This window comes from Plastoroseomonas hellenica, assembly GCF_018129085.1.
Classification (GTDB): Bacteria; Pseudomonadota; Alphaproteobacteria; order Acetobacterales; family Acetobacteraceae; genus Plastoroseomonas; species Plastoroseomonas hellenica.
On record NZ_JAAGBB010000003.1, the window covers coordinates 26472 to 40676 of the forward strand.

Below are 14205 nucleotides of genomic sequence, written 5' to 3' on the forward strand. Positions count from 1 at the left end.
TCAGATCACCTTGTTCTTGCGGTTCAGCGCGCCGACGTCGAGCGTGGACGGCTGCTGGCCGGCATGCGGATGCTCGGCGCCGGCATAGACGTGCAGGTTGCGCATCTGCTCGCGGCCGAGCGGGCCGCGCGTGATCATGCGCTCCACGGCCTTCTCCAGCACCCGCTCCGGGTAGCGGCCCTCGAGCCGCTCCTTCACGGAACGGCCCTTGATGCCGCCGGGATAGCCGGTGTGCCAGTAGAAGACCGACTGCTCGGCCTTGTTGCCGGTGACCCGGATCTTGTCGGCGTTGACGACGACGACGTGGTCGCCGCAATCGACGTGCGGCGTGAAGGTCGCCTTGTGCTTGCCGCGGAGGCGGTTGGCGATGAGTGTGGCGAGGCGGCCGAGCACGAGGCCCTCCGCATCGATCAGCACCCAACCCTTCTGGACCTCTGCCGGCTTGATCGACCGGGTCTGTGTGGTGAGCATGTCTGCCTGCATGGCTGTAAAGAGTGCGCGCTTATGACGGGAAGGCGCCGCCAGGTCAAGCGCTGCCGGTGTTTTCCGCATGCGGTATCATGCTACCGCATGCCCGGGCGCCGTGCTTGCGTGGCGGTGGCCGGGTGGGCGAGGCTGCCTGCAACAATAAGCAGGAAACGCCCAAGCCGTGACCCGATCCACCCCCGGCCGCCGCGGGCTGGCCGCCGCCGGCTTGGCCGCCCTCGCCATGCCGCGCCTCGCCCGGGCCCAGGCCGGCTGGCCCCGCGGCCAGACCACCAGCATCGTCCTGCCCTATGCCCCGGGCGGCGCGCCGGACGTGCTTGGCCGCATCATCACCGAAGGTTTCTCCGAGCGCAGCGGCGGCACCTTCATCTTGGACCACAAGCCCGGCGCCTCCACCACCCTCGCCGCCCGCGCCGTGCAGCGGGCGCGGCCGGATGGCCACACGCTGCTGATGGGCACCATCGTCACCTTCACCATGACGCCCTTCGCGCTGCGCAACCTCGGCTATGACCCGCTGCGCGACTTCGCCCATGTCACCCAGATCGCCGAGACCCTGTTCGTCATGGTCGCCCATCCCCGCTGGGAGAGCCTGGACCAGGTGATCGCCGAGGCCAGGCGCCGGCCCGGCCAGCTCACCTATGCGAGCTGGGGCGTCGGCAGCACCTCCCATCTCGGCATGCTGGACCTGATGAAGCGCACCGGGACCGAGTTCCTGCACGTCCCCTTCAATGGCACGCCGCCGGCGCTGACCGAGACGCTGGCAGGGCGGACGGATGTGATGATCTCGACCTTCGCGCCGGCCAAGCCGCATGTGGAGGCAGGCCGCCTGCGGGCGCTCGGCCTGCTGGCAAGGGCGCGCACACCCGCCCTCCCCGACCTGCCCACCATGACCGAGCTCGGCCAGGACGGGTATGTGGTCGGCGGCTGGTTCAGCCTGCAGGCGCCGGCCGGGACGCCGCAGCCGATCCTCGAACGCGTGGCGGTGCTGGCGGAGGCGGCCTTCTCCGCCCCGGCGACGGCCGCGATCTTCGAACGCCTCGGCTTCGCACCGACCCCCTACGGGCGGGCGCCGCTGGAGGCCCGCATCCGGTCCGAGCTTGATCTTCACCGGGACCTGATGCAACGCGCTGGTATCAACCCGGAGTGACGGCATTGAGCGACGCACCCAAGCGCGGCCTGGCCCGCAACACATCCAACTACGGCGACCGCGACTTCGCGCTCTATCTCCGCCGCTCCTTCGCCAAGTCGATGGGCTATTCCCAGGCCATGCTGGACAAGCCGGTGGTTGGCATCGCCGATACCGGCAGCGACTACAACAACTGCCACCGCACCGCGCCCGAGCTGATCGAGGCGGTGAAGCGTGGCGTGCTGGCCGCCGGCGGCCTGCCGCTCAGCTTCCCCACGATCAGCATCTGCGAGCCCTCGCTCAGCCCCTGCTCCATGCATTACCGCAACCTCATGGCGCTCGACACCGAGGCCATGCTGGCGAACCAGCCGATGGATGCGGCGGTGCTGGTCGGCGGCTGCGACAAGACCGTCCCCGCCCAGCTCATGGGCGCGATCTCCTCCGGCACGCCCTCGGTCATGTTGGTGGTCGGCCCGATGCTGGCCCAGGCCTTCGAGGGCGAGCGGCTTTCCGCCTGCACCGATTGCCGCCGCTACTGGGCGCGCTACCGCGCCGGCGAGGTAAGCGAGGAGAAGATCAACACGCTGGAGGGCAAGCTTGCCACCACCGCCGGCACCTGCGGCGTGATGGGCACGGCATCGACCATGGCCTGCCTCGCCGCGACGCTCGGCTTCATGCCGCTCGACGCCGCCTCGGCGCCGGCGGTGCATGCCGATCGGCTGCGCATCGCCGAGGAGGCAGGCGCCCAGGCGGTCCGGCTGATCCGGAACCCGGTCGCACCGCTCTCGCTCATGACCCAGGGCAATTTCGACAATGCGGTGCGCGTGCTGCTCTCGCTCGGCGGCTCCACCAACGCCATCGTCCACCTCGCCGCGATTGCCGGGCGATCGGGGCTGACGCTCGACCTGAAGCGGCTCGACGCGCTCTCCGAGACGACGCCGGTGCTGGTCGACCTGAAGCCGACCGGCGAAGGCTACATGGAGGATTTTCACAGCGCCGGCGGCATGCAGGCCCTGCTCTGGGAGCTGCGCGACCTGCTCGACCTGGAGGCGAAGGACCTCGACGGGGTGACGCTCGCCGAGCGGATCGGCGACGGCTCTCACTACGTGAACCGCAAGATCATCCGGGCGCGGGGGGAGCCGGTCTCCCCGGTCGGCGGGCTGGTCGCGCTGTTCGGCTCGCTGGCACCTGACGGCGCCATCCTGAAGCGGAGCGCCGCGACCCCGGCCCTGTTCGAGACCGAGGCGCGCTGCATGGTCTTCAATGGGCTGGAGGATCTCGCGAACCGGATCGACGACCCGGCGCTCGATGTGACGCCACAGGACATCCTGGTGCTGAAGGGCGCCGGGCCGCGCAGCCCCGCCGGCATGCCGGAGGCGGGCTACCTGCCGATCCCGAAGAAGCTCGCGCGCCAGGGTGTGAAGGACATGGTGCGCATGAGCGATTGCCGCATGTCCGGCACCGCCTTCGGCACCATCGTGCTGCATATCGCGCCGGAGGCCGCGGTCGGCGGGCCGCTGGCGCTGGTCGAGACTGGCGACCGCATCCGGCTTTCGGTGAAGAACCGCACGCTCGACCTGCTGGTCGATGAGGCGACACTCGCGAAGCGCCGCGCCGCCTGGAGCCCGGCGCCGGCGCCGAAGCGCGGCTGGGACCGGCTGGTGCATGAGCAGGTGACCCAGGCGCCCGCGGGCGCCGACCTCCGCTTCCTGACCGCCGCCGGGGAATGATCGCGGTCATCGGGGCGAGCGGGCGCTCCGGCACGGCGCTGTGCCGGGCGCTCGCGGCCGAAGGCATGCCCTTCATCCCCGTGGTGCGCGATGCCGCGCGCTGGACCTTGCCCGGCACGCCGCGCGTCGCCGACCTGCGCGACCCGATCGGCCTCAAGCGCGCGCTGCAGGGTGCCGAGCGCATCGCCTCCGGCGCGCATGCGCGCTGGACGCCGGCGATCCTCGCCGCGGCGCCGCCGGAGGCCCGACTTGTGCTGATGGGATCGACCCGGCGCTTCTCGCGCTGGCCGGATGATCACGGCAATGGCGTCCGCGCCGGGGAAGCAGCCCTGCTCGCCGCCAATCGCCCGGGCGTGATGCTGCACCCGACGATGATCTATGGCGCGGAGGGAGAGGACAACGTCCAGCGCCTGGCCGCCCTGATCCGCCGCCTGCCGGTGGCGCCGCTGCCCGGCGGCGGCCGCGCCCTGGTGCAGCCGATCCACCAGTCCGACGTCACCCGCGCCCTGGTCGCGGCCCTCCGACATCCCTGGCGGCGAGCCGAGACCCTGGTGATCGCGGGACCGGAGGCGCTGCCCTATCGCGACTTCCTGCTTGCGGTCGCCGCTGCGGCAGGGCTGCGCGCGCCACCCATCCTGCCGGTGCCCGGCGCCCTGCTGCGCGCGCTGGCTCCCCTCACCCGGATCCTGCCGGGCCTGCCCCGCATCGGCGCCGACGAGGTGCGGCGGCTGCTGGAGGACAAGGCTTTCGACATCGGTCCGATGCGGCGAACCCTCGGCATCACGCCGATCTCGCTCGCCGAGGGGCTTTCGTATACATTTTCTGCCTGAAGGGGGAGAACATCCCATGCCAGTCATCAACCGTATCGCCGAGTTCCACCAGGAGATGACCGCCTGGCGGCATGATCTGCACGAACACCCCGAGCTCGCCTTCGAGGAGCACCGCACCAGCGGCATCGTCGCGGAGAAGCTCAAGGAATTCGGCTGCGACGAGGTCGTGACCGGCATCGCCAAGACCGGCGTCGTCGGCGTCATCCATGGCAGCACGCGCAGCGGCCGCGGCATCGGGCTGCGCGCCGACATGGACGCGCTGCCGATCCTGGAGGAGACCGGGCTTCCCTATGCCTCCAAGACGCCCGGGACGATGCATGCCTGCGGCCATGACGGGCATACGACCATGCTGCTCGGCGCCGCGAAGTACCTGGCGGAGACGCGCAATTTCGATGGCAGCGTCTACGTCATCTTCCAGCCGGCCGAGGAGAATTTCGGCGGCGGCGACGTGATGGTGAAGGAAGGCCTCTTCGACCGCTTCCCGATGGAGCGCGTCTTCGGCCTGCACAACTGGCCGGGCGCGCCGGAGGGCACCTTCTACTGGCGCCACGGCCCCGTCATGGCTGCGGTCGCCAACCTGGAGGTCACGATCACCGGCCGCGGTGCGCATGGCGCCATGCCGCATAACGGCGTCGACCCGATCGTCATCGCGGCGGCCATCGTGCAGGCGCTGCAGAGCATCGTGTCACGGAATGTCGAACCGGTGGATGCCGGCGTCATCACCATCGGCCACATCAAGGGCGGGCACACCTTCAACGTGATCCCGGAGACGGTGACGATGCTCGGCACCGCGCGCTGGTTCGCGCCCGAGGTCGGCGATCTGCTGGAGCGCCGCTTCAAGGAGACGGTGACCGGCATCGCCGCCGCTATGGGGGCCAAGGCGAGTGCCGAATTCCGCCGCGCCTATCCGGCGACGGTGAACGAGCCGGTCAGCACCGACCTCGCGGTCGATGCGGCGCGCGCGGTGCAGGGCCCGGCCCGCGTGGTGCCGATGCCGAAGCCGACCATGGGAGGCGAGGATTTCTCCTTCATGCTGAACGCGAAGGATGGCGCCTATCTGATGCTCGGCGCCGGCCGCGGCGGCAACGACCCGCAGGTCCATCACCCGCGCTACGATTTCAACGACGCCATCCTGCCGGTCGGCGCGAGCTGGTGGGCGACGCTCGCCGAGCGGCTCCTGAAGAAGGGATAAGCGGCGCCCTCTCCCGCAGTGCCCGCGGCCGCACCCTCCTTCGCCAGGCTTCGGAGGGCGAGTGCCCCGCGGCCGAAGGCCACCATCAGAAAGGCCGGGCTGCGAGGCGCCAGCCGATGCAGACCGAGGCCGCGAATGCGGCCCGCGCGCGACCATCAGCCGCGCCGGGCGCGCACCCGACAGCGCGCAAGCCAAACCGGCGGATGCCGGCGCTGGCGCCTGAGGCCCCTACAAAGACGCGATCAGTTTGTTGTTCTCGGACTGAACCTGGCCCGGGATCAGGAAGGCGTCGACCAGCCACCAGAAGCCGAGCAGCACGAAGCCGAACAGCCCGATCAGGATCACCGTGAACACCACGGAGGCGGCGAAGAGCGTCAGCATCATCAGCCCGGTGCCGATGCGCCCCAGGTAGAAGCGGTGCGCGCCAAGGTAGCCCAGGAAGAACCAGAAGAGATAGGCGATCAGCGCGCTCTTCTTGTTCGCGTCGTAGCGCATCATCAGCAGTGCGTCGTTGCTCGGCCCCGGCGCGGCGCCTGAGCCTTGCGGCGGCGGCTGGCCTGGGCGCGGGATATTCGGAACGCTCGACATGGTTCTCCTTTCGTCGCGGGCAGAGCCTAGCCCGAGTTGCCCCGGCGCGCGATGCCGCTACCCTCCCCCCGCAGCGAAGCCGCAAGGAACGACGGGATGATCGAGCTCCACACCTGGAACACGCCCAATGGGCGCAAGATCAGCGTGGCCCTGGAGGAGATGGGCCTGCCCTATACGGTGAAGACGGTGAACATCTCCAAGGGCGAGCAGTTCGACCCGGCCTTCCTGGCCTTCAGCCCGAACAACCGCATCCCCGCGATCATCGATCCCGAGGGTCCGGGCGGGCAGCCGATCACGGTCTTCGAATCGGGCGCGATCCTGCTCTATCTCGGCGAGAAGACCGGCAAATTCCTGCCGGCGGATCTCCGGGACCGGGTGCCGGTGCTGGAATGGCTGATGTGGCAGATGGGCGGCTTCGGCCCGATGCCCGGCCAGGTGCACCACTTCCTGCTGCAGCCGGAGGGGCCGGCGCGGGATTATGGCGTGAAGCGCTATGGCGACGAGACGAAGCGCCTCTATGGCGTGCTCGACCGGCGCCTGGCGGGCCGCGATTTCGTGGCGACCGCGGGCGCGCCCAGCGTCGCCGATTTCGCCATCCTGGGCTGGGCCTGGCGGCATGAGCGGCACCTGGTGCCCTTCGACAAGGCCTTGCCGAACGTGACGGCCTGGTACGAGCGCATGATGGCGCGCCCGGGCGTGAAGCGCGGCTTCGAGGCTTACCTCGGCGGTTGAGAATCCGCCGATCGAGGTTTGACGGGGGCGGGCGCTGCGGCTAGAAGCGGCGCCTGCAACGCCGTGTGACTTTCCACTCCTGCGGAGGGGTGGCCGAGTGGCCGAAGGCGGCGGTTTGCTAAACCGTTAAAGGGGGATAACCCCTTTCGTGGGTTCGAATCCCATCCCCTCCGCCAGTTTCCCTTGTCTTCTCAAGCGGTTGGTGCCTGCGACGCGGGATATTCCCCGCCCCCGCCGGACATCACCAGTCATTCCATTCCCGCTTCATCGCCTCGAAGCGCTGGCTGAGTTCCCGGCCGGTCGGGGCATGGCCAGGCCGGAAGGGCAGCGGCGCAAAGGCGGTGAAGTCGTTCGGGGTCGCGTAATAGGTCCGGCGCGGCAGCCTGTGCTCGGCCCGGATCGCGTTCTCCGAGATGCGCGTATTGGCGTAGGAGCCGAGCCCGACGGTGAAGGCCTCCTCCCGCGCCAGCTCATAGGTGCGGCCGTCGGGGGCGGTGATAGTCTGCTTGTCCTTGAGCTCCATCATCCCGCTCATGCCGTGCCAGGCGTGGATCAACTCATGCGCCAGCACGATGAAGGGCGGCGTGCGGAGGCCCTGGCCGCTGGTGTAGCCGATCTCCCCCTCCGTCGTGCCGGGCGGGTTCGGATGGTAGGAGACCCACATGAAGTGGCCGCCGCCCGAGGCGCGGACGGCGCGATCCATGGCGCCGAACCGCCCCTTGCGCCGCACGTAGTTGTCCCACCTCGCCTCGGTCTTGGCCGCGGCTTCGGTGAAGCCGGGGGCGTAGCAGACTGTGACGTTCGGGTACTTGTCAGTCGCGGCGTAGCCGATGCCGATGCCGCGCGACCGCTTGTCGATGAGGTCGAGCAGGTCGCCGCCGATATCCCCGCTCGCGATCCGCGCCAGGTCGCTCTCGACGGCGGAGAAGAAGTGGGCGGGCGTCTCGTTTGGCTCGATCTGCACCTGAATGCCGGGGAACCCGGTCGGCCTGAAGACGGGCATCCGCGCGCTCCTTGAAGGCCGGAGCCGGAGGGCCCGGTCCCTTGGAAGCCAGGATTGCAGGATGGGCGGCCCCCGCTCAAGTCCGAGGTGAGGGCGCGATGCGGAGTGACCAATGATGCTTTCTTGGTCGATGGCAGCCGAATAGACATCTTCGCCATGCGCCTGCCGCCGAGCATGTGCGTGATCCCGCCGTCGCAACTGGCGGCCTGGATGCCGGCCGCCGCGGCGCGGGCGATGGCTCTCCCATTCCGAAATCTGCACCGTGCCCCGTGAGCCCTGGCAGCCGCCCCGTCTCGCCAATGTCGGTGCCGCTGCCAAGATCAATGCGCCCTGTTGGTACGGAAGCCAACGCAGGGGCCATTCGCACGCGGCGCACTCGCAGTAGGCAACGCAGATGCCGCGAGCGCCGTCTATGGCGACGATCGCGTCGCTCCCGACGCGGAGCGCGTCATCGATCCGGCGGAACAGGCGCCCTTCGATGGAGCGATCGAAAGCACCGTTCGCAGGCTTCCCCGGTCAGGCGTGCGTACGGAGGAACTGCTCCACGGATAGGGGACGATTGTAGTCCTGATCGCTGGCCGTCTCGATGACGATGGCCGTTGGAGAAAAAAGGTTTCGCTTGTTCAGGAAGCGCACGAGCTTCGCGAGGTGCGCGGCATCGGGGTGGTAGTGTCCGCTGTCGTTGCTGATGAAGGTCACACGTCCCTGCTGGGCCGCCATCATCCCTGCACAGAGAACCATCTCCCCAGAGAGGAAGGATGAGTGGTGGAAACGCTTTTCCTTTTGCGTCTTGGTTGCCTCGGGGTTGTGCAAGGCCGCCATGAGTTCCTTTTTCGGCGTCCAGACATAGGCGAGGCTTCGGCCCGGGCCTACCCAGCCTTGCGGGTTGGTTTTCGACTGGTTGCCCATCGAGGCCGTGGCCTTGCCGGACATGCCTCTTAAAATCCAGCTCGTGTCAAAGGGCTTCCATTCCCAGGCACCAAACTCCCCCTTCATCTCCGCCTGTTCGAGCCCCCCAACGTGTCGAATGGCAAACATGGTGGCCTTCGTTGAGTCGCCCTTGCCGTCCATGTAGGGAACGACGCCCATGGTTTTCGCCGTGTCCGGATTCAGGCAGTGCGCTGTCGTTTCCAGGTGAAGCCAGAGCGGCGCTGTTGTCCTTCCGTCGGAAATCGCGCTCCACCATTCCTCGACAAGCAGGTTCGTCCCTTCGAAGCTGCGGTTCATCGGGTCCGCCTGCTCCAAACGGACGCTTGGCCGAAGGCCGACCAGCTTTCCGTCGGTGTCCTGCTTGCGTGTGACCAGCGCCCAGAACTTAGCCGGGTCCGCCATTTCAACCTTATTGGCGCGATAGTGCTGTTTCAGTATCTCCAAGTAATCAGCCTTCGCGCGTGCCCGCTTGGCCAGGCGCTCGAGGCGGACGGTGTCACTTTCATCGAGCTTGGCGGCGACATGGAGCGCCGTCTTGATGGCAAGCTTCGTGCCGCCACCGAGGCGCTTGTCGATCGCCGTGGCCACTTCCTGCAGGACGAACCAGCGCGGGAGTATGTTGTCGTGGAGATCCTTCTGAAGCGCGTGGTAGCGCGCCATGATCGCGAGGATCTTGATGATCGCTGCATCTCTCTGGGCGGCGCGGCTGAGGCTGTCTCGAAATTCACCCTGCGTGGGGATATCCCGCCAAATCCTCATGCCTGCCGCCCCCTGTCGAGCGCTTTGGCTCCACCATAGTCGGGGTTGGGAACCTTGCCCCGCGATCTCTCCAGAACAGCATTAGGAGCTTGATTGGCGCCTTCCAGAAAGCACGTCGCCATAGTCTCTCTTTCCCCATTCTGATTGCTGATGGAATGCCAGGCTGCGGATGTCACCGCTGCCGCGCCGCGAAGGCGGCGGCGAAGAAGCTCGCAGCCCGGGTCGCCGAAAGCGCCGCGCCCTCCGGAGAGTGGCGCACCGCGACGCGCAGGCCGGGCTGGCCGGGCCAGGGCAGCTCTGGCACCTCATGGAGCCCGGAGGGCGCCCAGTCCCAGGCATAGCTGGCGCCGGCATACTGCACGCGACGCACCGGCGCCGTATGGGCGAGCCGGGCCGCCAGGCCGCTGCAATCCGCAGGGCTGTTGGCCGGATCCGCATCGCCGTGCAGCAGCAACACCGGCGATCGCAGCCCGCCGCCTGCGGTCGCTGCCGCGGCGTCCAAGCCGGCGCAGCCGGGATAGAGCAGGACCAGCGCGGCAATGCGGCCGCCATAAACAGGATCCGCGGCGGCCAGCATCGCCGCCTCCCCCGCCGTGCCGAAGGCGAGGAGGCCGAGCCCTGCATTCGCGAAGCGCGGATCCTCGGCCAGGATGTCGATCACCAGCAGCAGGCGGGCCAGCGCCGCCGCGGCGTCGTCAGCTACCGCCGCCGACCCGGCGTTGTCGGCCGAGACGTCCCGCAGTTCCACATGCAGCACCGCGATGCCCGCGGCCGTGATCTGTTCGCCGTAGCGCCAGCCGCGCGGATCGATCCCGGTCAGCTCGTGCACCGCGATGACCACCGCCGGCGGCACGGACGGCGCTTCGCCATCGGGCAGCCACAGCAGCCCCACCGCATCGGGACCATCGGACCCGGCCGCCAGGCCGCGCTCCGGCAGAAGGAGCGCGAGCGCCAGCATCGCTCCGACGATCGCCCAGGCGGTGCGTCGGATTGGTCGCGGACTGAGCCGGGGAACGAGCGTGCCGGGCATGCTGATCCTCGTTGGATGGAGAATGATCCCGCCGCTCGGCGCGCGTTTCAGACGCGAGCGACGGGCTGCACTGATCCGCTCCGCTTCCTGCGGCGGGAAGTCGCGAAATGACGATCCCGCGAGTTTTCGAGGCTTTTCTGCCGGATCTGTCCGACCATTGCGGGAACTGTCCATTCCCCACGACCGATCCGCTGAGCCTGTCACGTCGGGATGCAGGGTGATGACGAGGCATCGGGGAGGTGGCGCTCAGGGCCGGATCCCTTCAGCGCCTGCGGCTCCAGGGCGGCAGCGTGTCCATCGGCCGCGGCGTGAGGCCGATGCCCCACAACGGCCTCGGGTCGATGGCGAAGCCTTCCGGCCCGCGGTCAGCAGGGAGGCTCACGCCGATGTCGCGCGCCATGCGCGGCTCCATCCCGCGCAGCGCCGCGGCATGGTTCATGCGGCGCAGCCAGGCGCCACACCGGGCGAGGAGGGTTCCGACGCCGGGCGCCGGAGCGGCGGCGGCGCTGATCGGCTGATCCGGCCAGGTCGCGGTGTTCACGCGTATGCTGGCCGCCAGTCCACGAGGATCGGTCATGACGAACATTCCTTGATGTGCCGGGGCAGGTCCGGTGGGTCGATGCGTGAAGAAGGCCCGACGCGGCGGCATCCGTCCTGAAGCCGGGACGAAATCTGGCTCCCGAAATTCCGAAATTGTCCCGAAACTCAACCGAATCAGGCTTGTCCTCGATGTTTCGCGAGGGCGCCTTTCGCAGCTCGGCAAACATGTTTCGGCTGAGAAGGGCCAAATTCAACTTGGCCGCAGCGGTCGCTGTGGTGACTGGCCGCCCGCCCCGCCTGATCGGCTTTTGCCGCTCCCTGGCTGGAGCATGATGCGTTCGCTTGCGCTCACGCATCATGCTCCAGGACTTTGTTTGATCGCGTGATTCAGCCTTTTCGGCGATTCCGCCTCAAGCCATCACGCTCTAACGGCCGACCCCGGCCCAGCCCATCCGGTGCAGCGGCGCCAGCACCGCCGTCTCGAAACGGGCGCGATAGGCAGCCTCATCCGACATGCCAAGCGCCCGCAGCGGCCGCGCCAAAAGCGCCGGATCCCGCTGCCGCAGACTGGCATCAAGCGCCTCCGCCTCGGCCAGGCGACCAGCGGCATGCAGCGCAACCAGGCGATACAACAGCCGTTCCTCGGTCGGGAAATTGAGCCCGCCAGACGTCAGAAAATCATCGGCTGCCTGGTCCGGCTGCCCCGTCATCAGCTTTGCCAGGCCCAGAAGGACCCGCCAGCCTGCTGCGAACTGGTGTCGGGGGTTTTCCTGCAATGCGGTACGCAGCGGCGGCTGGGCGGCTTCGGCGGCGCCCAGCATCAGATGCATGATACCGACATTGGCCCGGTCCACGACCCGGTGGGGGCTTGCGCCGGCGCGCTCGTAGAAAACGATCGCTTCGGCGAAGCGGCGCTGCTGCCGCAGGACGGCCGCCTGGGCCGCCAGCGACATGGGCGCCTCAGGCCTCGCCGCCATCGCCAGGGCGGCAAAGCGCTCGGCCTCACGCAAGTCCTGCTCCGGGTCCCGGCTGGTACCGTTGGTACGCAGATTCGCATGGATCAAGGCCAGCTCGGCCGCCGCTTCCGCCATGCGCGGCTCGACCGCGAGGGCGCGGAGGAACAGCGGCAAGCTCGCGCGCAGGCGTTCCTCCCAAGTCCCGTCGCCCTGCTGGGCGATGCGCCCGTCCTCCAGCAGTCGCTGCGCCCGGACCCAGGAGGAGGGCTCCGCAGAGGCCACAGCGGCCGGCGCGGCGGGGCCCGGCACGCCGTCTGCGCCGATCCAGGCGCCGGCGAACAGTGCAAGACCCAGGCCACCGGCGACAAGGCCGGCCCAGGCCAGGCGGCTGCGTATCAGGTTGCCGACCGGCATCGGTGCTTCCGCGCCGGGCCGCGTTGCGGCATCGGGGGCGAGTGGCGCTGCCGGATCGGCGGCTGGCGCAACCGGGCGCGGCCGCGTCGCCATGACATAGCCCCGCCGTGCGTGGGTCTGCAGCATGCCCGCCTTGCCAGTCCCCAGCGCGCGTCGGATTTCCGAAACGCATTGCGTCAGGCTGTCATCCGTGACGGCGACATCGCCCCAGACGGCGGTCAGCAGGGCGTCACGCGACACGACCTGGCCGGCATGAGCCAGCAGATGCGCGAGCACCGCCGAGGTCTTGGGGCGCAGCACCACCTCCCGCGCCTCGGCAGTCAGGACCCCGCGCGTGAGGTCGAGGATGAAGCCATCGAAGGCGAGGAGTGGGCGCGGCGCTTCCATCGGATGGTCCGGGGTGGATCCTGGCGCATGTAGCAGAGCAGGCCATGGCTGCGCGATGCCGGTCGCTCGGACGATCGGCCAGGCGGTGCGGCGGGTTGGTCGTGGAGCAAGCCGGGGGACGGCCGTACCGGCCATGCTGACCCTCATGGGATGGAGAATGATCCGCCGCTCGGCGCGCTCCTGACGTGAGCGACAGGCTGCACTGATCCGCTCCGTGTCCTGCGGTGGGAAGTCGGGAAATGACGATCCCGCGAGTTTTCGTGGCTTTTCTGCCGGATCTGTCCGAGCATCGCGGAAACTGTCCATTCCCCACGACCGGTCGGCGGCGAGCACGGGGCTCCGACGGCTTTACGGAGCATGCCGCCATGCCCATCGACGCGCCTTCGATCGACCCCGCGCAGTTGACGATGTTCGATGTCTCCCAGACGCGGTCTGCGGAGGCGCTGGACGGCACCTCGCGCGTCAGCGAACGCGTCGCGCAATCGAGCCGCGTCTACCGGTACCGGCTGCAGGACAGCGCCTTGTGGCGCAGGAGATTCGCGAACCCGATCTTCACGCTGGCGACCCGGCATGCCGGGTCGCTCCTCGCCAGCTATGCGGACAGCCAATTCGCGACCGAGGTTTCCGTCGACGGCGATGAAGGCGATCTCTTCTGCCTGACGACGATGCTGCGCGGCGACATGGCCCTGACGCGAAATGGCACCACCGCGACGGGGACGGCCGCGCAGGGCCTCGTCTGGCGGCCCGGCCCCCGCAGCCGGCTGCTGATCAGCGACCGCAGCGCGCGCACGAACATCTTCTTCAAGGTGGCGGAGGTCGAGGATGCGCTGGAGCACATGCTTGATAGGCGTCTCCGCAGGCCGCTTGAATTCGAGCCCCTCGTCGATTGGAGCCATGGGCTCGCGGCCAGCCTGAAATGGCAGCTCGATTTCATGATGCGGGAATTCCAGCGGCCGGACGGCCTGGCCGACAATGCCGTCGCACTCGCTTCGATGACGGACCTGCTGGTCACGCTGCTGCTGCGCGCCGCGCCGCATAACCACACCGACCAGTTGGAGGTGTCGCCAGCCGGCGCGGTGCCGGCCTATGTCCGGCGCGCGGAGGATTTCATGCGCACCAATTGCGCGGCGCCGATCCGCATCGCCCAGGTTGCCGCTGCGGCCGGATGCAGCCCGCGGACCCTGGACGCCGTGTTCCGGCGTTTCCGTGGCACGACGCCGCTCCGTGCGCTGCACGCGATCCGGCTGGAGCAGGTCCATGCCGAGCTGCGCCGAGGCGCGGGCGACGCTTCGATTGCCACCGTCGCGCGCCGCCACGGCTTCACCAATGCGGCACGGTTCGGCAGCGCATTCCGGCGCCGCTTCGGTGAGACGCCGTCGGAGGTCGCGCGGCGCGCCTCGCGCACGTAACGTTCTCGGCCCAGCCGCGCGGCGTCGGCCCTGGCCAGCTCTCCCGCCCCTTTCCCGCCCCTCTTCCAGCACTGCCGGCCTCTGGAGACGCCC

The 14205-nt window shown here is 68.9% G+C and carries 13 protein-coding genes and 1 tRNA gene; 7 read left to right on the forward strand and 7 right to left on the reverse strand.

Going from position 1 to position 14205, the window contains the following annotated elements:
* Nucleotides 1-471: a 50S ribosomal protein L13 gene (gene rplM / locus GXW71_RS02950; protein WP_211850906.1), complete on the reverse strand. Its 471-nt coding sequence runs from the start codon at nt 469-471 to the stop codon at nt 1-3.
* A gap of 178 nt (nt 472-649) precedes the next feature.
* On the opposite strand from rplM, the gene GXW71_RS02955 reads away from it, so the two are divergent.
* Genes GXW71_RS02955 through GXW71_RS02970 form a run of 4 tightly spaced genes read left to right on the forward strand, consistent with a single transcriptional unit; the run spans nt 650 to nt 5364 of the window.
* The gene (locus tag GXW71_RS02955) at nt 650-1633 is read left to right on the forward strand and encodes a Bug family tripartite tricarboxylate transporter substrate binding protein (RefSeq protein WP_211850907.1); all 984 of its coding nucleotides are present in this window, start codon (nt 650-652) and stop codon (nt 1631-1633) included.
* Nucleotides 1630-3342, forward strand: a complete 1713-nt coding sequence (locus GXW71_RS02960; protein ID WP_408901976.1) for a dihydroxy-acid dehydratase — start codon at nt 1630-1632, stop codon at nt 3340-3342. The genes GXW71_RS02955 and GXW71_RS02960 overlap by 4 nt, the downstream gene beginning before the upstream one ends.
* On the forward strand, nt 3339-4172 hold the full coding sequence (locus tag GXW71_RS02965) for an SDR family oxidoreductase (protein ID WP_211850909.1): 834 nt from the start codon (nt 3339-3341) through the stop codon (nt 4170-4172). The genes GXW71_RS02960 and GXW71_RS02965 overlap by 4 nt, the downstream gene beginning before the upstream one ends.
* A 16-nt stretch (nt 4173-4188) precedes the next feature.
* The gene (locus GXW71_RS02970; protein ID WP_211850910.1) at nt 4189-5364 is read left to right on the forward strand and encodes a M20 aminoacylase family protein; all 1176 of its coding nucleotides are present in this window, start codon (nt 4189-4191) and stop codon (nt 5362-5364) included.
* A gap of 228 nt (nt 5365-5592) precedes the next feature.
* Here the strand turns inward: GXW71_RS02970 and GXW71_RS02975 are convergent, their stop codons facing one another.
* The gene (locus GXW71_RS02975; protein ID WP_211850911.1) at nt 5593-5952 is read right to left on the reverse strand and encodes a TM2 domain-containing protein; all 360 of its coding nucleotides are present in this window, start codon (nt 5950-5952) and stop codon (nt 5593-5595) included.
* Nucleotides 5953-6048: 96 nt separating this feature from the next.
* Here GXW71_RS02975 and GXW71_RS02980 point away from each other — a divergent pair, with 96 nt between their 5' ends.
* Both GXW71_RS02980 and GXW71_RS02985 read left to right on the forward strand, forming a co-directional pair.
* Nucleotides 6049-6684 carry a glutathione S-transferase family protein gene (locus GXW71_RS02980; protein WP_211850912.1) on the forward strand — a complete coding sequence of 212 codons (636 nt, stop codon included), beginning with the start codon at nt 6049-6051 and terminating at the stop codon, nt 6682-6684.
* Between the two features lie 83 nt (nt 6685-6767).
* Nucleotides 6768-6860, forward strand: a tRNA-Ser gene (locus GXW71_RS02985).
* A 65-nt stretch (nt 6861-6925) separates the two neighbouring features.
* Here GXW71_RS02985 and GXW71_RS02990 read toward each other — a convergent pair.
* The 5 genes from GXW71_RS02990 to GXW71_RS03010 form a co-directional block, all read right to left on the reverse strand.
* On the reverse strand, nt 6926-7687 hold the full coding sequence (locus GXW71_RS02990; RefSeq protein WP_211850913.1) for a M91 family zinc metallopeptidase: 762 nt from the start codon (nt 7685-7687) through the stop codon (nt 6926-6928).
* A gap of 516 nt (nt 7688-8203) precedes the next feature.
* Nucleotides 8204-9376, reverse strand: coding sequence for a hypothetical protein (locus tag GXW71_RS02995; RefSeq protein ID WP_211850914.1), 1173 nt, complete (start codon nt 9374-9376; stop codon nt 8204-8206).
* Nucleotides 9377-9548: 172 nt separating this feature from the next.
* On the reverse strand, nt 9549-10406 hold the full coding sequence (locus GXW71_RS03000; RefSeq protein WP_211850915.1) for a dienelactone hydrolase family protein: 858 nt from the start codon (nt 10404-10406) through the stop codon (nt 9549-9551).
* A 262-nt stretch (nt 10407-10668) separates the two neighbouring features.
* A complete protein-coding gene (locus GXW71_RS03005) occupies nt 10669-10983 on the reverse strand; it encodes a hypothetical protein (RefSeq protein ID WP_211850916.1) in 315 nt (104 codons plus the stop codon).
* A 388-nt stretch (nt 10984-11371) separates the two neighbouring features.
* Nucleotides 11372-13036 (reverse strand): winged helix-turn-helix domain-containing protein, encoded by a 1665-nt coding sequence (locus GXW71_RS03010; protein WP_211850917.1) that lies wholly within the window; start codon nt 13034-13036, stop codon nt 11372-11374.
* 32 nt (nt 13037-13068) lie between these two features.
* Here GXW71_RS03010 and GXW71_RS03015 point away from each other — a divergent pair, with 32 nt between their 5' ends.
* On the forward strand, nt 13069-14112 hold the full coding sequence (locus tag GXW71_RS03015) for an AraC family transcriptional regulator (RefSeq protein WP_211850918.1): 1044 nt from the start codon (nt 13069-13071) through the stop codon (nt 14110-14112).
* Nucleotides 14113-14205 lie beyond the last annotated feature (93 nt).

Coding starts and splice junctions, on each gene's coding strand:
- rplM (WP_211850906.1), bottom strand. CDS start 471: ATGCTCACCACACAGACCCGGTCGATCAAGCCGGCAGAGGTCCAGAAG.
- GXW71_RS02965 (WP_211850909.1), top strand. CDS start 3,339: ATGATCGCGGTCATCGGGGCGAGCGGGCGCTCCGGCACGGCGCTGTGC.
- GXW71_RS02970 (WP_211850910.1), top strand. CDS start 4,189: ATGCCAGTCATCAACCGTATCGCCGAGTTCCACCAGGAGATGACCGCC.
- GXW71_RS02975 (WP_211850911.1), bottom strand. CDS start 5,952: ATGTCGAGCGTTCCGAATATCCCGCGCCCAGGCCAGCCGCCGCCGCAA.
- GXW71_RS02980 (WP_211850912.1), top strand. CDS start 6,049: ATGATCGAGCTCCACACCTGGAACACGCCCAATGGGCGCAAGATCAGC.
- GXW71_RS02990 (WP_211850913.1), bottom strand. CDS start 7,687: ATGCCCGTCTTCAGGCCGACCGGGTTCCCCGGCATTCAGGTGCAGATC.
- GXW71_RS02995 (WP_211850914.1), bottom strand. CDS start 9,376: ATGAGGATTTGGCGGGATATCCCCACGCAGGGTGAATTTCGAGACAGC.
- GXW71_RS03000 (WP_211850915.1), bottom strand. CDS start 10,406: ATGCCCGGCACGCTCGTTCCCCGGCTCAGTCCGCGACCAATCCGACGC.
- GXW71_RS03005 (WP_211850916.1), bottom strand. CDS start 10,983: ATGACCGATCCTCGTGGACTGGCGGCCAGCATACGCGTGAACACCGCG.
- GXW71_RS03015 (WP_211850918.1), top strand. CDS start 13,069: ATGCCCATCGACGCGCCTTCGATCGACCCCGCGCAGTTGACGATGTTC.